A 21,140-nucleotide genomic window follows, 5' to 3' on the forward strand; every position below is an offset into this window, starting at 1 on the left:
TGAATGGAAAGGTAAGGAAATGAAATGAAAAAATTTCGATTAGCAGTAATTTTGATATTACTTTTTTTGTTTTCAATCACAGCGCAAGCAGTTGTTCTGGAACAAGCCCCATTTGATGGCGGAGACGGAAGCTTAAGTGTCGGGCCTTCTGGCGTGCAAATTGCAACGGACGATTTACAGTTTTCGAATACCGTTCAACTCACCACTATCAGCTGGTGGGGCAGCTATGATCCTGATGTTCCTGCAACTGAGTCCTTCACAGTGCGGCTTTTTGCCGATGATGGTTTCGGCAATCCCGAAACCAATGCTTTTTTCGAAACCATATTTACAGGGAATGGCGATAGCAGCGGGGGGCTTGTCGATTCAATTGGCAGTACCGTTTTTCAATACGACCTGGGCGTTAACCAACTCTTGCAAGGCGGTGTTAATTACTATCTGTCTGTATTCAGTAACGATAGTACTCAGGATTGGTACTGGCTTGAAAGCGCAACCGGTAATAATACCGGCTGGAGCCGCCAAACTGATGGTGATGCCTGGAAATTTGATGCTGTAACGCTCAATATGTCTTTTCAATTAACGGCTGATGCGGTTGTGTCAGCGCCTATAACTCTTCTTTTGATGATTTTGCCCATGCTTTGGCTGGGGCGTTTGGCCAGGAAGGAAGTGCGCTGATTTACATGCATATGAAGCATATATAATGGAAGCCACAAGGCGTTGGGTTAAATTTGCACCAGGCAACAGTTGAAATTCACTGAAGCATGTCCGCGTGAATTTCAAAAAACCGCTGGGTATAAACGGATTGATCATAATCGTCGCCGCGCTCGACTGAAGGCACGTTGTGTTCGGCGCCAATCCTTTCCAGCCATGAGATTGGCGCACCTTGATGCCGGGTAATTCGACCTTCCTGCTCGGCGTAATAGCTTCTTTGTATGACTTTTTTCCCGTCATTCAAATTGCTGTCGGGTAGAAATACACTCGAATTCGGTTTTGAGGAAAGCTGATGCCGCGCGATCAGCCAGTTAACAGTCGATATATCGTCACGTGTTTCAAGTGAGCCACCAGGGTCCATGGAAAACAATGGATCTTCGGATATGTCACATTCTCCACGTTGCCAGCATCCGCTGTTTCCAGTACGTATAAGATTTTTGTCGGCTGTTCCGTGCGCATAAAAAACCGTTTTTGTCGCCGCATTCTGCGCTGGTGTGCCTGGTTCTGTGGAAACCCTGTGTCCGTACTGATCGGGCAGGGTACCGGTTAATTTTTCATAACCGGTACGGCTGTCATTTGCATGGGGTAATTTTCCATCGCCACAACCGCCGTCCCTGCGTTCCACGCCAAGCTGCTGGGAATACATCGCGAATCCCTGAAACAATGCGGAACGATAACACAACAGCATCCACGTCATTCCGGCGCCGCTGGAAAATCCCGTTGCATAAACATGCGCGGCACTTAGTTGGGGATTATGTTTCAGGAGTTTTGATCGCATCCATTCAATAAACGCAATATCACGATAGGCGTTTGGGTCCGAAGCAGAACCAGGCAATCTTGCCATACGCCATTTGGTATCCGAATTCTCGCTCAAATCGAGGATGTTGTCTTCATTAACCTGCAGCGCTTCTGGATACACGATCAAGGTTGGGGCGGCATGAGGGACTTCATCGAAGAACTTATGCATGGTCAGTGCGTTCCCTCCGCCACCGTGGAAGACAAACCAGAGATTGATGCTTTGATGGGTACGGTTCTTGAAGTTTTTCGGCGTCGAATAGCGGAAGCGACGTGTTTCGTATTGGCCGTCCGGTTGTCTGTGGACGACTTCAACCGGTTCAGATATATCGCGCTTGGTTGTCGCAGAATCGGCACCGGTTCCTTTCAGAATGAAAGGATTGGGCTTGGGATTTTTCGGTGTTGTATCGGTTCCCGTATCGGGAACGGACTGATCGGGTACATAGCAGTCACAGCCAGAATCATAATGATACTGACGGGAATAGCCATGATTGGCAGCAAAGAAAAGCCAGCATGCAAATAGGCAAATAATTGATCTCTGAAGTAACATGGCTATTCTCCAATAACTATGATTCTGTAAATTTATCATTCGGAAATCTCATAGCAGACCAGTGAGATACCGTTGTACATCCGGCGATTGCCACTTCCTGCACGGGTGTTGAGTTTCATGCCTGTGGCGACCTGTCCGGGCGGGCACTTCACAGTTTTCTTCCAATCACTATCGGGCTTGCCGGTATTTGTACCGACACAATTCGCTCTTTCGAAAGATGGCCCGATTTCAGTGTTACAGGATCGCGTGATGTATGCGGGTTGATCAGTATTGCACAACTGGTAATCGTGACCGGATATTTTGATCGGGGGAGAACAATCCGGTGGCACAACACTGACTGACTCTGCGCCTAACAGGCAGCCTCCATAATTACCAATGAGCTGAATTCCCTTAATTTTGTCTTCGTCATTGTTAAGACATACGCGAACACCCGTCGCAAAGGCACCATCTGGCAGTGTCAGCGTTTCAAGATCGCCCTCTTTATGGCCATCGCATTCATTATAGCTCTTGGATGATGTTGCGCCAGTAGTCACGTCGCGGAAATTGACTTTCAAATAACATGGGTCATTGGTATCTTCCCCCGCGACAATGCCGTAAATTGCATCGTTGTCGGAAAATGATTTTTCTACCGTCGCTTTCTGTGATGCGTCTTTGCCAGAAAACTCGGTATTGGACGGTTTGCCGCGAAGTTTCACATCATTTGCAAGGCCTGATTGTGAAATGACTAACGCACAAATTCCGATCAGAATCGTAGTAATTCTCATAAACATGGTCTTATCCTCCATACACAGTATTGTCAGCCTTACAAGGCGAATCAATACTTGTTTGAACTGTTGATACCATTTAATGGGCATCTCTAAAAATCCATATTTGCGAGCATCCGCAAAGCGGATTGCCTGCTTACCCTGTTTCGTTACAATACTTCGTTGTTTACAAAAAATGTGTCCTTACATATCACTCATATGCTGCGTCAATATTTTTTGTTCTCGCTTCGTCTTGTTTTAAACTCTGAATTTTTAGAGGTACCCTAAAGATAAAATGATTGAACTGAATATTCAGTGAGAAAAAACACAGTAATGAGTGACTCACTACAGATGACAGAATCGGTTGTTATTAGTGAATTAATTACACAGCAATAATAGACGCAATAGCGGCTTTTATGCATAATAAATGTGTGTTCCGATTCTATTTTTATTGCCGTAGAGGCAACACGGATTGTTTTTCAACGGCCAGTAATGGGAATACCGCCATGCCGGATGAATTAGTAATACGAAACATGACACGGCCCGAAGTGGATGAGCTTGTCGAATGGGTTGCACGAGAAGGCTGGAATCCGGGACTTCATGATGCCGATGCATTCTGGGCTACGGATCCCGAGGCCTTCATCGCTGCCGAACTGGGCGACGCGCTGATTGGCGGCGGCGCTATCACATCCTATAATGGCGCGTTCGGCTTCATGGGTTTTTTTATTGTCCGCCCCGAGTTCCGGGGGCGGGGGCTTGGCAATACACTCTGGCATGCCCGCCGCGATCGTCTTCTGTCCCGTCTGCAACCGGGCGCGAGCATTGGGCTCGATGGCGTATTCGAAATGCAGCGTTATTATGCAAAAGGCGGTTTCGTTTTTTCGCACCGCGACATGCGGTTTCGTGCCGATATCCCGATGCATTACCAGGCTACTGTTGATGATGACGAAGAAATCATACCGTTGTTATCCGTCCCATTCGATCAGGTTCAGGCATATGACCGTATCTGCTTCCCCGCGTTGCGTCCGGCTTTTCTGAAAGCCTGGATCAATCAGCCAGATGCCCTTGCACTGGGCTGCCGACGCGAAGGAAAGCTTGCAGGATACGGCGTGGTGAGGCGTTGCAGGGAAGGCTGCAAAATAGGCCCCCTGTTCGCGGACGATACACAGTCAGCAAAGGCGCTTTACTCACGTCTGGCAGCATTTGCTGCGAACGGTTCGTTGTATCTCGATGTTCCCGAAAACAACACCGCTGCAATCGAGCTTGTACGCCAGTTCGGGATGAATGAGGTTTTCGGGTGTGCGCGGATGTACCTGGGGTCGTCGCCCGCTCTCGCGCATGCGCGTATCTTCGGTGTTACGACCTTTGAGTTGGGTTGACAGGATGAGTGCGCGAGACTTGACCGGTTATGGCGGCCGACTTCCGCATCCGCGATGGCCGGGTAATGCACGGGTTGCGGTTCAGTTCGTGCTCAATATCGAGGAAGGCGCGGAATCGTGCATTCTCAATGGTGATGTCTGCTCGGAGGCGTATTTGCACGAGCTGCCGGGCCGTCCGTCACGGGAAGGTGAACGTGATCTGAGTGTCGAAGGAATGTATGAATACGGATCGCGTGCCGGCGTCTGGCGCGTTCTGGAGTTGTTCAAAGACCGCGGTTTGACTCTGACTGCCTTTGCCGTAGGCCGGGCGTTGGAACTTAACCCGAAGATCGGCTGTGCGCTTGCCGCCGCCGGACACGAAGTTGCCGGACATGGCTACCGTTGGATTGATTACCGCGGTATCCCCGAAGATAATGAGCGGCACCATATTCGCCTTACCCTTGAGACTATTGAGCGAATCTGCGGCAAACAGCCTGTTGGCTGGTACACAGGCCGTGTGAGCCAGAATACCCGCCGCCTGTTGCGTGAGGAGAGCGGACTGCTTTACAGCTCGGATGCCTATAACGATGATCTGCCATACTGGCTTGGCGGATTGCCGCCACATCTGGTGATTCCGTATACGCTGGTCAATAATGACGCCCGTTATCTGTTACCGAACGGTTTTGCATGTGGAGACGATTTCTTCCGGTCGCTCAAGGACGCTTTCGACCTGTTGTGGCAGGAAGGCGCGCACTGCCCGAAGATGATGAGCATCGGACTGCATGGCAGAATCAGCGGACATCCGGCGCGCGCAATGGCACTGGCGCGCTTTCTCGATTATATACAAAATCGCGATCTGGTATGGATTTGCCGGCGAGAGGAGATCGCTAGGCACTGGATGGCTAAACATCCATTCGAAGCAAGCGCGCAGGAAGATTGAACATGGATGTTTGGCCGGGCAAGTGTGAAAAGCATAAGCGCGTTTTGTGCCTGATGCTGCGGCAGCAGGGATAAAATTTACCGGGTTGACTATATAACCGCGAATTTCCCGTTTTATCAGATGTTTGCCGGAATTGCTTGTCTGGCACAATGCGTAACGTTGCGTGACAAAACTCTGTCGGATTATTCATTCTGATTCGGAAAAAAGGAAAATTCGTGACCGTTGAAGTGATCACTTTGTGTGTGCTCGTATCAGCAGTACTCTATTTCTTTGTTAAAGGGAAAAAATTAATTCTACTTTGTCAGATTACCCAAAAGCCACTTTTCGCCTAGCAAAAGACTTTTTAGCGCTGAGCCGTCGCCGGTGCCGCTTATGAATAACATCTGCCAGATCCTCGGTGGTAAGTTGTCTTTTTGGCAGCATGTGCGCTAATGCGGTCACCAGGTCATTGAAGGATAACATCGGCCATTGCTTGCGCCCAAGCATCTTTTGCTTGACCAAGAATAGCGTTGCCAGCATGACTAGCGCCATGTGATGATGCCATGCATCCCACCGGCGCACTTGATAATCAGCCATGCCACATTCGCTTTTTGCTTCATGAAAGCTGTGCTCAATGAAGAAACGCTGCGCCTGTACTTGCGCCAGTTGCTGTAACGGTGTTTCAAGTGACGCGTTGGATAAGCTATAATGCGATATTTCGCTAGCGCCAACCTCCCGCTTTGCCAGCAAGTGCCAGCGATGCGCTTGTTTCTCGCTGCCATCCCATACCCATACAAATGCATGAAGATATTCCGCTTCCAGCATACCTTTCTCGCCTTCGCGCAGTTTAATGCGCCGCCATACTGCATCCGGCTGCTCTGATACCCATTGATCAACACGTATCGCCTCAGATTGTGCTTTCAGGCGTTTCGGTTGCCTGCCACGGCTATTCCAGGCAGGAATGCCCGGTTTTGGGTCTTCAAGATAAACCATCTGCCGACAGTGAACATCAGCGACAAATGTGCAGCCAAGTTTATCAACACCACGCAAGAAAGCAGGATCCTTGCCATAGCCGCCATCAATGCCGACATAACCAAAACGCACACCGCGTTGTTTGGCTGTTTCGATCATTGATAATGCAATCTCGCATTTGCTTTGATAATACTGGCATGCCTCAGGTATTGCTGCTTTCTTGCAACGATCCGAATCGCTCATCCAATGTTGTGGCAAATACAGGCGCGCATCAATCAAACTGGCCATGCTGTTTTGGCACAAACTGGCAAATACACCAACCTGACAATTGTCTACCTTACCAAGACGGCCATTCCATTGTCGGGAAACACCTGCTGATGATTCGCCTTTCTTCGCAAAAGCGCTTTCATCGATAATCAAAACAGCAGCAGAACCACCCAACAACGCATCCGTCTCAATCGCAATCTGCTCGCCAAATCCATTCCAGTCAATCGCGTCTGATGTCAGCATGTGTTGCATCGCCTGGTGGTCAACTTCATTGACTTCGCCCATGCGTAACATATTTGCTCGTTCAGATTGAAACAGTCCACGCAGGTAGCCATAGAATGTCGCTGACGCATCGCGCGTCGCCGATACAAAAAATGATGAAAATAACGATAAATGTGCGCTAAGCGCTTCTGGAAGCCCCTGAAGGGCAAATTGGAGTGACCGTTTAGTATTTTCACGACATGATCGTGATTAATAATTATTAAACAAAGTGTTATTATACATCAGTTTGATACACTTTTGGGGTCATTTGAATCTGACAAAGTAGAATTAAGGCGGCTCGCTTTTATCGCAGCCTACAGATTCCCTTCAAGCCTGACTCAGAAAGTCAGTAAACGATAACCGCATTTGACCAGTACCGACATCAATCTGGTATTCGATGCCCTGCGCAAAAGAGAAAATCAATCCCGAAACGCCGCCATACCTGCCTTTGCTTTTTGCTATCGATAGCAAACTGAATATTCATGATGGTTTCAAATACTCGCTCAATTGCGCGGACAAGTCATCGCCAAACCATGGCAGCGGGAATTGTGCCGCCCACATTGGATGCGCTTCCGGTTGTTCCGGCGATTCGGAAGACGCTTCCAGCAGCGGTGAAATTTTCGACGTATTGGGTGATTCCAGCGGATGCAGTGGTGGGTGTGGTGGTGACTAAGCAATAATTGCGCCGGAAAAAGCATTTTGATGTGCTAACACAGTAAAGCGATTGAAACGGTTTTCCGTGTCTGCGATTGAGATCATATTTTAATAAACCGTATTTCCAGCCTCTGGCAATACGGATTTATTTATTGACCGAATTTTTTAAGAAGGTATGCAATTTTGGTTACACAACCGGATGGTAAAAGGGCGTTACCCGGCGCGCCCGCTGGGCATTGCCTTGGCATTTTGCACTCGCGTTGCAGTACTTGAAGTGGCAAGAATCCTTCCTGTGCCTTATTGCATCACGCTCAAAGAACGCAATGTCCGTATTATCAGTTGGAAAGAGTGCTGGAGCGAACGCCTTTGCAATGTTGCGCTTTGGCGTCATTCAATATACTGTTACGGATAATCAATTACGGCTGGGCGCTGATTCTTTGATACCGTGATTTACAAGTCAGTGCATTCGCGACATAAAGGGGAAAATTGTGCACATCGTTTCAGTGATAGTCTTAAGCATTCCATTCCTTTTTCTGACTGGATGTGCCAGTCAGGAACGAGTTTACGGTAACATTTATGAAGGGCTAAATACAAGAGAAATGAATGTTAATCCTGGCATCGATCCGAATCAGACTAAAAAACCGATGCCGTATCAGGAATATGAACATGAGCGGAATAGACTGTTGAAAAACGACAAACAGCAATGATTCAATCAATCATTCTGCTCATTAGGCGGTTAAAGAAACGGTTACCAGTGATCCGTAATCGAGATCAAGACATTTATGGCAGTCGCTATGTCGCAAGTATCGATTTGAATAGCTTGGAACAGCCTAATGTTTGCGTATGCCACTTGCGGATCGCAGTAAAGTATAACGATGGGATTACATGATGAGACAATGAGACATTGCAGATAAATTTGGTGTGCATTATGTTACTGTCAGTCGAATTGTAAAGAAGCAGGGATGTGAAAGATTTTGCAGCGCAAGAACAGGTTTCCTTTTCTATCAAGATTAAGAGGGTTTTTCATGCCAAAGAATCAATCAGGACTGTTTGTTTCAATGATTGCGTCGTTAATGGTATTTGCCGGTTGCAGTGCGAATCAGAAAGATACCGTGGCACAGAGAGAGGCTGGGTCTCAAGCGCAGGAAGTAGCCAAGGCAATCGATTTTGATGAAGTCCAGTGGTATGCAAAACGTGCCAGTGCTGCTTACAATACCGAGGCCGAAATCCGGGCAGCGTTTCCAGATACCGTGCGTGTTGTCCAGGTTGGAAATACTCGGGTGCAATACTTTCTTGAACAGGACGACGGTAATAAACTTCAGGTCATCAGTGTTCGAGGAACCGCCAATCTGAAAAATATCAAGGAAGATGTTGAATATACCCAATCAAAAAACGAAAAACTTGATATTTATCTGCACAAGGGGTTTGATGAAGATGCCTATAAGATTTACAACGATATTCTTCCGCACCTAAGAAAAGACTATTCCATTCGCCTGACAGGCCATTCCCTTGGTGCGGCGATTGCTGCCATACTGATGATTTATTTGCACGAAGATGGTTTTGAGGTGCAGAAAATGATTAATTTCGGTCAGCCGAAGTTTACCAATAATAAAGGAGTGCAACGTTACCATACCCTACCATTAACCCGTATTGTGAATGAAAATGATGTCGTGCCTTTACTGCCGCCGGTAACTTTATTAAGTGCGTTGCATGGCAGATACACGCATATGGGCGACGAAACGATACTGTTAAAAGGGATTGCGTATGTGTATCTTGAACAACACCAGGTTGACTCACAGAAGGTGGAGGGTTTTTGGGATAATATCGATCATGAGAGCGTGCAGGAACATTTTATTGCCAATTATCTGAAAAATATCGGCAGTAAACTCATGACCGCACTACAGGTGCCGTTCGCTGAACGTGAAGTTTATCTTAATCAACACGGCGATTGAACGCTGTCCGGCTTCACAGAAAACTGGAATGTGATGTGTGTATGCACCCGGATTTCCCCATTAGAAGTTTGTCAAATGGGGAAATCCGGGTTGGAAAATGGCTATCTCTCAGTCGGTGATTCCTTATATTGTTGATCAATCTGCCCAAATCTTTGTCAATAGGTCATAGCGCTTTCTTCTCCGGGCATACACCAGTTATGTTCATCGCTCAGTGAATATCTTGATGTACTTAAGTCCAGTTGTTTCAGTTATTTAACGCTTTAAGATAGCGATGTGACTGTTCGAGGATAGATTGCTTTACTACAGAGAAGCGATTTTTGCTACATCTCATGATAATTTTCGTTAAATAAAATAACAACTCACTGTAAAGATTCGAAAATCTGTCTAAAAAATGACTTTTCCTCAATGCGACTATTTTCGGACAGTCCTTGAGTTGCACTGAAAAGTGCTTGTTTTAATGTAAGAAACGGGCAGATCTGGCTGCCAAGGAAACCGAGATGGGCATAAATCTAGAGATTTTTGATGCGTTTCACGAATATGGTTTAGATAATTCGAATAATGATGCAGTTTCCGAACAAACCAATCAAACTCTCCTTGGTGATATATCTGATATCAGGTCAAGTTGGACGGGAAGTTTGTTACCTGGGCAATCCGGTGAATTTACAATCGATTACTCCAAGGGATTTACCGTTAAACAGCATGTCAGAAATGTTGGCGGTACCAGTGGACAAATAACCGAACAGTCGATCTATCATACGGCCACTAACACGCTCTTGCAGCGCATCACCGGCGAAATTTTAGTTACTTCAACCATTGAAAGCGCCAATCTGGATCAGGAAGTCATTTTTGCTGGAAACGATAAGATTATGGGCAATACCCATAACAATATATTACGTGGTTTTGGTGGAGATGACGTAATCGATGGCAATGAAGGTGTTGATACCGTTTTGTTCTCGGGGTTCTTGGAGGACTATAAGATCACTACGGTCCTAAAGCCAGGCTCATTTATTGTTGCAGGTCCAGATGGTATTGACACACTAAAAAATGTTGAACGTATCCAGTTCGAAGACAAAAAAATTGCTTTCGATCTGACAGGAAACGCCGGTACAGTGGCAAAGATTGTTGGCGCTGTTTTCGGTAAAAATGCTGTGTTGTCCGAAGTCACCATAGGTAATTTTCTTGCATTACTCGATAGTGGTTTTAGTGATGAGGCGTTGGCGGATCTTGCACTGGAAATCATGCGCGGAGAGGATGCCACAGATGCGGATGTGATCCGGTTGCTTTACCAGAATCTGACCGGAAATGAACCGACATTCGATGAGTTGTCATTCTGGCTCAATAAAGTTGAATCCGGCGCATTTACAAAAACCGCATTGATCTTGCTGGCGGCAAGGTCAACGTTTAATCAACAAAATATAGATATTTCCGGCCTTAAGAAAACAGGACTGGAATATTCAATTACGGATAACACGATTGCGTTATCCGGTAACAATGCAATTGATAGTTTGCTCGGAACGTATAAATGGAATGTCGGTGTCGGTAGCGGTGCGAATATCAGTTACAGTTTTCGTACGGATTTATCCAGCTATTCAACCGATGTCGACAAAGGATACGGGCCTGTTGATGGTTCCGGTGAACCTTGGCATTCGGGCTGGAAACCGTTAACACCGTTTCAAATAAACGGATTCCGTAACACTCTGCAGGCCTGGTCTGAGGTAGCCAATATTCGTCTATCAGAAGTCACAGACAATGAAACGGTTTCAGGTGACATACGTTTTTCAACCTTGCCGGGAATTAATGAAAGCATTTCCTATCAACCGGATTCATCAATCCGTGGCGGTGATGTCTGGTTGCCGATATCGATTCAATTGTTGTCACCTGTTAAAGGCAACTGGACCTATACTACTTTTTTACGTGAAACCGGTCATGCGTTAGGACTGGATCATCCACATGAAGGGCGAATTATTGCCGACGCTTCTATCGATGCGTTGCCTTATTCAGTGATGAGCTTGCGGGATTTTGTCGGCGATTCCCTGAATAGCCAACGTGACATTTTATACCCGACAACGCCGATGATAAATGATATTGCTGCGTTGCAATATGTGTATGGTGCTAATTGGAATACGCGTAGTGATGATACCGTTTATCAATGGGAAGTCGATTTGCCCGTTTTTGAAACGATCTGGGATGGCGGAGGAATAGACACGATTGACTGGTCAAATCAGGTTACTGATGCCTTGATTGATCTTAATTCGGGCAATTGGAGTTTTTTGGGTCCGGAACGTTGGGATGGACATGTTTTTACCAACCAGAATCTTGCCATTGCATACAATACTGTTATTGAAAATATCAATGGCGGGCAGGGTAACGATATCCTGATGGGAAATGCTGTAGACAACGAGCTCAACGGGGGTGAAGGTAACGACGAACTATATGGTGGCGACGGTGACGATCGTTTTGACTGGAACGCATTATACCGGACGGGAAACGATACCATGTATGGCGGCCCGGGGGATGATATTTACGTGATAGATTCACCACAAGATCAAGTCATTGAATTACCGGATGAAGGTAACGATTTAATCTGGGCGCCGGCTTCTTATTCCCTGGAAAATATTGATCATGTCGAGCGGATCAATCTGTTTGGTGATGGACCGGCTAATGCAACCGGAAATGCATTGTCAAACACATTGCAGGGTAATGACTACGATAATATTCTTGACGGTGGTCAGGGCAATGATTTTTTGATCGGAAAAGGTGGTAATGATCAGTTGATCGGCGGTGACGGGCTTGACACTTCGATTTATCTGGATTCAATGAAAAATTTTTTCATCGATACTGCCGATCAAACCTGGCTTATCGAAAACGGTGAAACAGGAGAAATCGATAGCCTGACCGGTATAGAACGAATCAAATTTATCGACAAGGGAATTGCTTATGATCTGGATGGGAACGCTGGCCAGATTGTCAAAACTATCGGTGTACTATTGGGTGAAGCGGGCATCGCGCGAAAAAATATCATTGGAATCGGTTTGGATTTGTTGGATAGCGGCATGAGTTATTCCGAGTTAATGGAACTTGCGCTGAATATAAGACTTGGTACGGGGTACAGTAATGAAGCTGAAGTGACGCTTTTATATAAAAATTTGTTGGGTAGAGCACCTTCCGATCATGCGCTGGCCCGTTTCGTGGGCTTGATCGACTCAGGTGAGCAGACCCAGGTTTCACTTGCGCTGTTGGCAGCCGAGACTGAAATTAATATCACTGCGATGGGTGTGGAGGAGTTGGCGCTGACGGGTCTTGAATATGGGTTTTAATTGATTGTTGCGATGCATGTTGCCAAGAGACCGGTTGATTTTTAGCTTTACAACCCCGCAACATGCCGTTGATAGATATCGCCATCGTGAATAATTATGATGTTGGGTTTTGTTTTTTTGTGTAAATTTACACATTTTAGATTTCAAGAATTCAAAACTTTGGTTCAAATACAAGAATGAATAAAAATTATCAGAATTTGGTCAGGCGGCTTGAAGAAATATCGCGTTTGAATGGTGTGCTGAGCACAATTGCATGGGATCAGGAAGTTATGATGCCGGCAGGCGCCGCAGATGCACGCGCCAAGCAGATTGCCGCGCTTGCCGGTGTAATACACGAACGCACGACTAACCCGGCTTTAGGCGAGTGCTTGGATGCATTAAATGACGGCACGGAAGATTTCACTGCAATGGCGTTGTGTAATATTCAGGAGGCGCGCAGGAATTTCGATTTAATGACCCGGATACCCAATGATTTGGTACGGGCATTGGCTGAACTGGGTTCACGGGGCCATACAATTTGGGTGCAGGCACGCAGGGAGAATAAATTTTCTGATTTTGCACCGGTAATTGAACAATTTTTGAAATTAAAGAAAGAATGGGCTGCGTGTGCATTTCCGGATATGCCGCCTTATGATGCCAATATTGATTTATTTGAGCGCGGAACAACGGCAGCGGAAATTACCGCTATATTCGATCAATTGAAAGCGGTTTTGATACCGCTTATTCATAAAATCAGACACCATTCGTATCAGCCCGATATATCCTTCCTGCAAGGTCATTTCCCGGTTGAGAAACAAGAAGCCCTGGCACGCAAAATCAGTAAGGATATCGGATTTAAGTATGATATGGGGCGTATGGATGTGTCTGTGCATCCGTTTTGCGGCGGCAGTCATCCAACCGATGTGCGCATTACAACGCGGTATAACGACAATGATTTTGTCGAGTCACTCTATGCGGTGATCCATGAGACCGGCCATGCACTTTATGAACAGGGGCGTCAATTGGAATTCGCAGATTTGCCCGTTTCAGAATCGCTGACCATGGGTATTCATGAATCGCAGTCATTATTTTGGGAACGAATGATTGCGCAAAGCAGAGAATTCTGCACATATTATTTTGAAACAATATGCGAGGCCTTTCCCGGAAATCTGAAAAGGGCAACAGTAGATTCGTTTTACCAGGCGATTAATGCGTGCAGACCTGGGTTTATACGCGTTGAAGCGGATGAATTAACCTATCCATTGCATGTAATCCTGCGTTTTGAAATTGAAAAAGGTCTGTTCGAAGGCAGCATTGCGGTTAATGACTTGCCCGAAGTCTGGAATGAGAAAATGGACACCTATTTGGGGATCAGGCCACCGACGGATACACTCGGTGTTTTGCAGGATTCTCATTGGAGCAGTGGCGCTTTTGGGTATTTTCCTTCCTATACGTTAGGCGCGATATACGCATGCCAGTTTTATAAGACTATGGTGAGTGAAGTGCCCGATACCGCAAATAATATTGAGACGGGTGATTTTAAACCAATCAAACACTGGCTGAATGAAAAAATTCATAGCCAGGGTAGGCGCTATACCCCTCAGGAGCTAGTATTGCGAATAACAGGTGAGCCGTTAAACCCTAACCATTTAATTGATTATCTCAAAGCCAAATACAAGGTGATATACAAGTTAAATGGATAATTTGTAAAGCTTACAGCCTTTTCTGTCTGAGATGCGTTCAAAAACCTTGCAACGAAATACGAAAAAAGAAATCTTATTGTTCTGAGACAGAAAGCTTGCCCACTTTCGCGAAGCAGAGTTCACTTCGCATTTGATATAAGTGGAAACCTTTTTTGATGTGGCACTTCAAATGGTTCGTTGCTTGAAGGTGATAAATGATTCGGTTCCATGTGAATTTATCAAGGGGAGTTGAACTGGCGCCATGGAACCGAATCTAATTAATACTTGTTATCTATACTAAACTTGTGAAATGGGCTTTTTAGTTAGATAACGCATCATGTAATTTCTGGTTGGCCCATATATTACTGTAGAAGCCAAATAACCGACAAACAGAACAAGTCCAAAAGTTGAATTCGCTTCTGGAAATGCCATGAACGACAAAATACCAAGAATCACTGCGCCGATAGATAATGCAATAATAGTTGAAAAATTATTTTCCATGATTATTTTTTCCTTTTAAAAAAGTTAATTAAATAAAGATTAAATTTCGTTACAACTATAAGACTAAAGACTTCACAAAAAGTTCACAAAATTATAACAAAATTTTTACAAAAAATTCACAAAAAATTCACAAAAAAATTACAGAAATTTCACAAAATTTTTCGGACGAAGTTTAATTACTTTTTTTAAAAGTAATACAGCGAATAATTATAGTTTTTGGGTTTATTTTTAAATTTGGCAATTAAGAGTTTTGTATAGTAAAGGTAAAATTAGATCTTTGTGGATATATAAATATTAAAATATGTAATACTTTTAATATGTTGTGGTAGACTGGATTTAAATCCGGCAGATTGCTTTGTGACTCGTTGAACAAACATGCTAAAGAAATTAATGTAATAAATTGATCAGTCCTGGTCACAATTAACGGACTCGCCGTCTATCGAATAGCAATTGCACAATATTATGCTCCGGCTCAATGCTAAAGGTTGTTCAGCTTAACCAAGATTACTACAATTCTAAATCCTGTTAGTCGACCATTGCCATGTCGTATGAGACGACAATTAACCTGTCCGGACAGGCGACAATTAGCTTGACCGGTTGTGTGTGGACGCCAGAATAAGTTCTTACCCTATTGACTAGGAGAAAGAACTTGCTTGGAAAATGTATCACACCAAAACAGGAAGCTATTTATATGAAGAGTCGTCAAACAGGACATACACAGGAAATATCAGCAGCGAAGTCGGGAATCAGCAGCCGGAGTGGTCGAAGGATTGAACAGGCCATCAAGTTGCGCGGTTGTGTCGATTTTCCGACTATTGAGAAGTGGACTCCAATTTTTGGACAAGTACCTTAGGAGTTATTTTCTTAACGATCAACCCACCTTTGGCAGCCTGGTAGACTCATAATAAACCTGATCGGGTGTAGCCATCAATGTCTGATGTTTCCGTTTTTCGTTGTAAAACCGGAAATATTTTGTCAGTGATTGCCTGGCTTCGGACACTGATTCATAAACATTGAGATAAACTTCCTCGTATTTGACGCTGCGCCACAAGCGTTCGACAAACACATTGTCTCTCCAGGCCCCTTTGCCATCCATGCTGATATCAATGCCGTTGTTCTTTAATACTAAGATGAAGGCCTCACTGGTATACTGTGAACCCTGATCCGTATTGGATATATCCGGTGTTCCATAACGGTAAATTGCTTCTTCAAGTGCATCAACACAGAAGCTGACATCCAGACTGTTTGACACCCGCCAACTCAGCACTTTGCGGCTATACCAATCCATGATAACCGTCAAATAAAGAAAACCGGATGCCATCGGCAGATAGGTCAGGTCACTCGCCCAAACTTGATTGGCGCGGTTTATGTCCAGGTTTCGCAGCAGGTATGGATAAACTTTGTGCTGCGGGTGTGGCTTCGAGGTTTTTGGCCCAGGATGGATCGCCTGTATGCCCATGAGCCGCATTAAACGTTGTACACGTTTGCGGTCTGTTTTGTGCCCGTGCTCCGTCAGTGCATCGACAATACGCCGAGAGCCAAGATATGGTTTCTCCAGATGAATTTTATCAATCAATCGCATCAGCGCCTGGTCTTCATCAGATACCGGTTGCGGTTGATAGTAACTGCTTGATCGCGGTATACCCAATAATTCACAGCGGCGCGTTCTGGGTAACTGATGTGTTTTCTGAATCATGTCTTTTCTCTGCGCCCGATCTAGCGACCGAGCGCTTTGGACAAAAAATCATTCTCCATGGTCAATTGACCAATCTTCGCTTGCAGTGATTGAATTTCTGATTCCCTGTCCGGCGCCAATCCGTTACCCGATGCAAAAACTTCGCTGCTCTGCTCAATCAGCTGCTTCTTCTACTTCACGATCAGATTGCTGTTGACGCCATATTGCTGAGAGAGCTCAGTCAGCGACTGATCGCCCTTAATCGCCGCTAATACGACTTTTGATTTGAATTCCGGTGAATGATTTCTGCGTTTCTTACTCATTTTCTGTATTCCTCTTTTCAAATAAAAAATAATCATACAGAAAATAACTCCTTAACTTTGCCATTCGGGTGTCCAAATAACTGAAGCCACTTCATTGTACGGATGAAGGGAGATCTATAATTGCTTATGGTGCACGTATCAATCGCTTATCAGGAAATCAAAATGTGTACTTCATGCTTATACAATGTTCTGAATTGTCGCATTAAAAGTTTTCTTCAATCTTCACAAAATTTTGACAAGCATTATTATATGATCCAAGTTCAAAAATAAGATAAAGACAAACAGAAACAGAAACAGAAACAGAAACAGAAACAGGTGAATTGCTAGGCTTTAACACATTTAAAAGCAATTTATTTATAACTAAAAATCAAATCAAGGGGAGCATTAAATGACGATACAACCAGTCGTACTATTTTTTATTATGGGGGTCGTAGCTGGATTAATCAGGTCTGATCTGAAGATTCCTGAGGCATTGTATAAAAGCTTAAGTATTTATTTATTGATCGCAATTGGCCTCAAAGGCGGATTATCATTATCCAAATATGAGGTTATGGAAGTTTTACCTGCCTGTATAGCACTTGTTATAACAGCGGCGTTAATCCCACTTGTTGCATATCCTATTTTAAAATTTGTCGGTAAATTTAATCAAGCCGATTCCGGGGCTATTGCTGCGCACTATGGTTCGGTCAGTGCCGTTACTTTTGCTGTGGGTATAGCATTCATGGATGGTATCAATGAATATTACGAAGGGTATATGCCTTTGTTTCTGGCATTACTGGAGGTGCCAGCACTAGCAACCGGAACGATTCTGGCATTAATGGGCGCCAGTGCCGCCGGTGGAAAAACGCAATGGGGTAAATTATTGCATGAAGTATTTACCGGTTCGAGTATTTATCTGCTGGTCGGTGGTATTGCGATTGGATACTACATGGGTATAGTGAAAGAAGTTGAGCCACTGGATAAATTGTTCTTCGATCTCTTTATAGGCGCACTTGCTTTGTTCCTGTTGGAAATGGGACTATTGGCTGCAAGCCGTCTATCAATCATTAGACAAAAAGGGTTATTCATGGTCGCCTTTGGTATCCTATTTCCGCTTACTTGCGGTGCATTTGGTGCATTTATGGGTATGATCTTTGATTTGACACCTGGTGGTACGATGATATTAGCAGTACTTTATGCTAGCTCTTCTTATATTGCTGCGCCCGCTGCGATGCGTATTGCGGTACCAAAAGCAGATCCTGCAGTATCGATTGGACTTTCGTTAGGGGTAACTTTTCCCTTTAATATCTTTGTTGGGGTGCCAATTTACTGGGAAATGGCAAAGTTTATGCATGGTATTTAATAGTTATGACGAGCCAATTGAATTACAACCTTGAATTAATTTTCGATATTTAAATTTCTTTAACTTTTTGTAAGTGATATTATTTGTCGAAAAAAAGGGGATTTCATAATTAAGGACTGTCGGATAATGCAAAAGTGGTAATTAATAGAAATTTGATTTCTGGAACTAATTTTTATTATTCGACAAGTCCAATCATAAAAAATTTTATACACGAGGAGAAACATGAATTCCACAATATCAATGAAGCGAATTGAAATCGTTGTTGCAGAAGAAGAACTGGAGAATTTGATCCATCTATTAATGGAGACATCTGTACGAGGCTATACAGTGCTCAAAAAAGCAGGTGGACTTGGTTCACGGGGTACCCGAAGTCCCGACGATGTTCTATGGCAGGAAGAAAATGCCGTCGTGATTCTCGCTTGTAAACAAGATCAGGCAGACAAGATTGTGGCTGCTTTACGCCCCAGATTAAAAGAGTTTGGCGGGATGTGTTTGCTCTCGGATTGTGAATGGGTAGAAGGGCCCCCCATATCATATTAAATAAATGTGTAACGGTAACAATCAAGATTAATTGTTCGAATGATTGTGATATTAAGAGTCTTGTTGCATTGAATACATTTATTGCACTTACTAAAAATTAGAAAGTTTAATAAGCCGCTTCTCTTTATAGGCGGCTTATTTTATATTGATGGCATCAAATGAATCGAGCAAATGTACTATGCAATTACTTAGAAATATTTAGTTTGACAACATAAAATCTTAGAGTTATTAACAGGGAACCATGTTCATGTTTAAGAAAATCAAAGATATATTGGGATTTGGTGAAAAAACCATGAATCAGGAAAATAGTGATCAGGAATTAAATTTTAATACACTTGGTAAATTTAATTTAGGAATTGGAAATATTGGCCCAGCGAATCGATCTGATATTGATAAAAACATTTTAGATGAAATGTATAAACGGATTGCGAGTGGGGAGTTTAACTATAATGTTCACAGTAGTATTCCAGTTATTTGTGTCGATGGGCGAACGATGATTGATGGTAAACGCTTGGAGGCTCCTTCTGCAGCAGGTGGAACGCTCAGTATGGTGTACGGTAGTGATCTAGGAAATTCTTCGATACAAAATGAGGAGAATGAATTACAGCTTGCTTCTAAAATTATCAATAAACTAAAACAGAAAGGCTTTGAGACTTCAGTTCACGGAGATAACCATAGCAGTTGTGGTTGTGGCGCATGTGCGAAAGTTAAGAATATCTATCAGCATATCGTGGAACGGATCGATGATATTACAGACGTGATAGAACAATTAGGTATCAGCATTAATCAAGATGAAAAAACTGCGTTAGTACAGCGCGCGAATCAACGTTTGCAGAGTCCTGGTTTTTTTTCTGATGATAGATCAACGGTATTGCAAGCCGCACAAGCAAATGGTGCACAGTATGAGGAATTGGTCGATGCGCACAACGAACTTGGTATAGCAATAAACACAAGGCCTGGAACTACAGTAAACCGTGCAGCAATCCGTGAAACCTTTGGACCACAGTATGATATGTTTATTGTAGATACGTGGACATTTGATTCGGCCGCGAGAGAAATCACTGATAACAGTGATAATCAGGACGCTATTCGTATTGCTAAAGCAATGGCAGTACAGAATGTGGCTACAGCTTCTGTACTGGGACATGCTTCCTTGCCTATCATACCCATAGTATAAATATAATATTTCCCATTATTAACCTAAGAAGAAACGATTGATAATGGGAAAATTAACAACTATATTTGACCTAAAGAATAGGTGGAAGAAGCTTTTTAAATTTTTCTGTGGTTTTAATTAAAGCTTTCAAGATGCCTGGTTCCCAAACCGAATGACCTGCATCGTCTATAATAATATATTCAGCCTGCGGCCAGGCGTGATGTAAATCATCCGCGCTAATAATTGGACAAACGGCGTCGTAGCGACCTTGCACGATAGTAGCGGGAATAGGGTGAAGTTTATGCACATTATCCAGCAGTGCATTTTCCGGCAGGAAAATATCGTGGCTGAAGTAATGTGCTTCCATACGAGCAAGCCCCAGTGCTACGGTATCTCCCGCAAAATAATCCACAGTTTCATGGCTGGGCAGTAGGGTTGAGCAGGAACCTTCGTAAATACTCCAGCTGCGAGCAGCTGGCATATGTATCGCGGGATCCGGATGTATAACGCGCTGATAGTATGCGGCAAGGATGTCTTTACGCTCAGCTGCGTCTAGCGGTTCAACGAATTTTCGCCAGGCTTCCGGAAATAATGTACGCAATCCATACAAAAACCAATCGATTTCCTGCTTTCGGCATAAAAAAATTCCGCGTAAAATTAATCCCAGGCAGCGGTCTGGATGCGCTTCGCCATATGCAAGCGCCAGTGTGCTGCCCCAGGAGCCGCCAAATACCAGCCATTTTTCAATTTTAAGTTGCTCTCTCAATTGCTCAAGATCGCTGATCAGTAGCGGCGTTGTATTGTTGTGAATTTCACCTAACGGTGTTGAACGACCGGCGCCGCGTTGATCAAGAATAATAATTCTGTAAAACAACGGATCAAAAAAACGGCGATGGGCGGGCGTTGATCCAGCGCCCGGCCCGCCATGGAGAAAAACAACCGGAACGCCACCAGGATTGCCTGACTGTTCCCAGTAGATGGAATGTAAGGAATCGACGGATAACACGTCTTGCTGATACGGTTCAATTTCGGGAAATAATTTGTGTATGGTGTCAGTATGCATCGTGTGTTCCGTCTGTAATTATGTTAGAAATTCTAGAAAAATGAGTGATAAATAGCACTGAGTTCGAAACTTCTATGATTTATGGTTCTGCTATATTCACAGATATATTTTAACTACATCTACAATTTAAAGGTAATATCATGCATCATACTATTTTAAAGGAGCAGGAAATTTCCATGTTGCGTACTGAAGTTGAAATGTTGATGAACGAACGGCAAAGTTTATTGAAGGCGGTTGGTGCAGCAGCTAGATTTATTGCCTGCCTCGATAGCAGAAAATTACCTAAGGAAGCATTTGAGACAGCGAATATGTTGTCCAAGTCGTTGAATCAGTTAAATGAAGATACCTTGCAGGATGCATTGGAAAAAGTAAAGGTCTAGCTC

The 21,140-nt window shown here is 44.2% G+C and carries 18 protein-coding genes and 1 pseudogene; 13 read left to right on the plus strand and 6 right to left on the minus strand.

The features are described from left to right. Window positions 1-24: 24 nt before the first annotated feature. Window positions 25-672 (plus strand): hypothetical protein, encoded by a 648-nt coding sequence (locus MRK00_13265; protein ID MDR4518341.1) that lies wholly within the window; start codon window positions 25-27, stop codon window positions 670-672. Window positions 673-748: 76 nt separating this feature from the next. Here MRK00_13265 and MRK00_13270 read toward each other — a convergent pair whose 3' ends face one another. Both MRK00_13270 and MRK00_13275 read right to left on the minus strand, forming a co-directional pair. Next, on the minus strand, window positions 749-2,053 hold the full coding sequence (locus MRK00_13270) for a hypothetical protein (protein ID MDR4518342.1): 1,305 nt from the start codon (window positions 2,051-2,053) through the stop codon (window positions 749-751). 35 nt (window positions 2,054-2,088) lie between these two features. Continuing rightward, window positions 2,089-2,823 carry a hypothetical protein gene (locus MRK00_13275; GenBank protein MDR4518343.1) on the minus strand — a complete coding sequence of 245 codons (735 nt, stop codon included), beginning with the start codon at window positions 2,821-2,823 and terminating at the stop codon, window positions 2,089-2,091. Between the two features lie 479 nt (window positions 2,824-3,302). Here MRK00_13275 and MRK00_13280 point away from each other — a divergent pair, with 479 nt between their 5' ends. Further along, window positions 3,303-4,175, plus strand: coding sequence for a GNAT family N-acetyltransferase (locus tag MRK00_13280; GenBank protein ID MDR4518344.1), 873 nt, complete (start codon window positions 3,303-3,305; stop codon window positions 4,173-4,175). A 4-nt stretch (window positions 4,176-4,179) separates the two neighbouring features. Then, window positions 4,180-5,094: a polysaccharide deacetylase family protein gene (locus MRK00_13285; protein MDR4518345.1), complete on the plus strand. Its 915-nt coding sequence runs from the start codon at window positions 4,180-4,182 to the stop codon at window positions 5,092-5,094. Window positions 5,095-5,400: 306 nt separating this feature from the next. Here MRK00_13285 and MRK00_13290 read toward each other — a convergent pair whose 3' ends face one another. Beyond that, window positions 5,401-6,630, minus strand: a complete 1,230-nt coding sequence (locus tag MRK00_13290) for an IS701 family transposase (protein ID MDR4518346.1) — start codon at window positions 6,628-6,630, stop codon at window positions 5,401-5,403. Window positions 6,631-6,970: 340 nt separating this feature from the next. Between MRK00_13290 and MRK00_13295 the strand changes: the two genes are divergently transcribed. From MRK00_13295 to MRK00_13315, 5 genes are all read left to right on the plus strand, one after another. Continuing rightward, window positions 6,971-7,246 (plus strand): hypothetical protein, encoded by a 276-nt coding sequence (locus MRK00_13295; protein ID MDR4518347.1) that lies wholly within the window; start codon window positions 6,971-6,973, stop codon window positions 7,244-7,246. A gap of 156 nt (window positions 7,247-7,402) precedes the next feature. Next, window positions 7,403-7,639, plus strand: a complete 237-nt coding sequence (locus MRK00_13300; protein ID MDR4518348.1) for a hypothetical protein — start codon at window positions 7,403-7,405, stop codon at window positions 7,637-7,639. A gap of 613 nt (window positions 7,640-8,252) precedes the next feature. Then, the gene (locus tag MRK00_13305) at window positions 8,253-9,179 is read left to right on the plus strand and encodes a lipase family protein (protein MDR4518349.1); all 927 of its coding nucleotides are present in this window, start codon (window positions 8,253-8,255) and stop codon (window positions 9,177-9,179) included. Between the two features lie 497 nt (window positions 9,180-9,676). After that, window positions 9,677-12,496, plus strand: coding sequence for a DUF4214 domain-containing protein (locus MRK00_13310; protein ID MDR4518350.1), 2,820 nt, complete (start codon window positions 9,677-9,679; stop codon window positions 12,494-12,496). A gap of 176 nt (window positions 12,497-12,672) precedes the next feature. Further along, the gene (locus MRK00_13315; protein MDR4518351.1) at window positions 12,673-14,178 is read left to right on the plus strand and encodes a carboxypeptidase M32; all 1,506 of its coding nucleotides are present in this window, start codon (window positions 12,673-12,675) and stop codon (window positions 14,176-14,178) included. Window positions 14,179-14,454: 276 nt separating this feature from the next. Here MRK00_13315 and MRK00_13320 read toward each other — a convergent pair whose 3' ends face one another. Further along, entirely contained in the window at window positions 14,455-14,658 is a 204-nt protein-coding gene (locus tag MRK00_13320; protein ID MDR4518352.1) for a hypothetical protein, read from the minus strand. A gap of 691 nt (window positions 14,659-15,349) precedes the next feature. Here MRK00_13320 and MRK00_13325 point away from each other — a divergent pair. Continuing rightward, window positions 15,350-15,511 (plus strand): hypothetical protein, encoded by a 162-nt coding sequence (locus tag MRK00_13325; protein ID MDR4518353.1) that lies wholly within the window; start codon window positions 15,350-15,352, stop codon window positions 15,509-15,511. Between the two features lie 18 nt (window positions 15,512-15,529). Here the strand turns inward: MRK00_13325 and MRK00_13330 are convergent. Next, window positions 15,530-16,656 (minus strand): annotated as a pseudogene (locus MRK00_13330) (IS3 family transposase). A gap of 388 nt (window positions 16,657-17,044) precedes the next feature. Between MRK00_13330 and MRK00_13335 the strand changes: the two are divergent. The 3 genes from MRK00_13335 to MRK00_13345 all read left to right on the plus strand — a co-directional run bounded on the left by MRK00_13335 (window position 17,045) and on the right by MRK00_13345 (window position 19,715). Beyond that, window positions 17,045-17,998 carry a sodium-dependent bicarbonate transport family permease gene (locus MRK00_13335; GenBank protein ID MDR4518354.1) on the plus strand — a complete coding sequence of 318 codons (954 nt, stop codon included), beginning with the start codon at window positions 17,045-17,047 and terminating at the stop codon, window positions 17,996-17,998. Between the two features lie 222 nt (window positions 17,999-18,220). After that, the gene (locus tag MRK00_13340) at window positions 18,221-18,538 is read left to right on the plus strand and encodes a transcriptional regulator (protein MDR4518355.1); all 318 of its coding nucleotides are present in this window, start codon (window positions 18,221-18,223) and stop codon (window positions 18,536-18,538) included. A 247-nt stretch (window positions 18,539-18,785) separates the two neighbouring features. Then, a complete protein-coding gene (locus tag MRK00_13345) occupies window positions 18,786-19,715 on the plus strand; it encodes a cadmium-containing carbonic anhydrase (GenBank protein ID MDR4518356.1) in 930 nt (309 codons plus the stop codon). A gap of 70 nt (window positions 19,716-19,785) precedes the next feature. Here the strand turns inward: MRK00_13345 and pip are convergent, their stop codons facing one another. Further along, window positions 19,786-20,757: a prolyl aminopeptidase gene (gene pip / locus MRK00_13350; GenBank protein ID MDR4518357.1), complete on the minus strand. Its 972-nt coding sequence runs from the start codon at window positions 20,755-20,757 to the stop codon at window positions 19,786-19,788. A 140-nt stretch (window positions 20,758-20,897) separates the two neighbouring features. Between pip and MRK00_13355 the strand changes: the two genes are divergently transcribed. Then, window positions 20,898-21,137, plus strand: a complete 240-nt coding sequence (locus MRK00_13355) for a hypothetical protein (protein MDR4518358.1) — start codon at window positions 20,898-20,900, stop codon at window positions 21,135-21,137. Window positions 21,138-21,140 lie beyond the last annotated feature (3 nt).

Origin of the sequence: Nitrosomonas sp. (assembly GCA_031316255.1) — a bacterium.
Classification (GTDB): domain Bacteria; phylum Pseudomonadota; class Gammaproteobacteria; order Burkholderiales; family Nitrosomonadaceae; genus Nitrosomonas.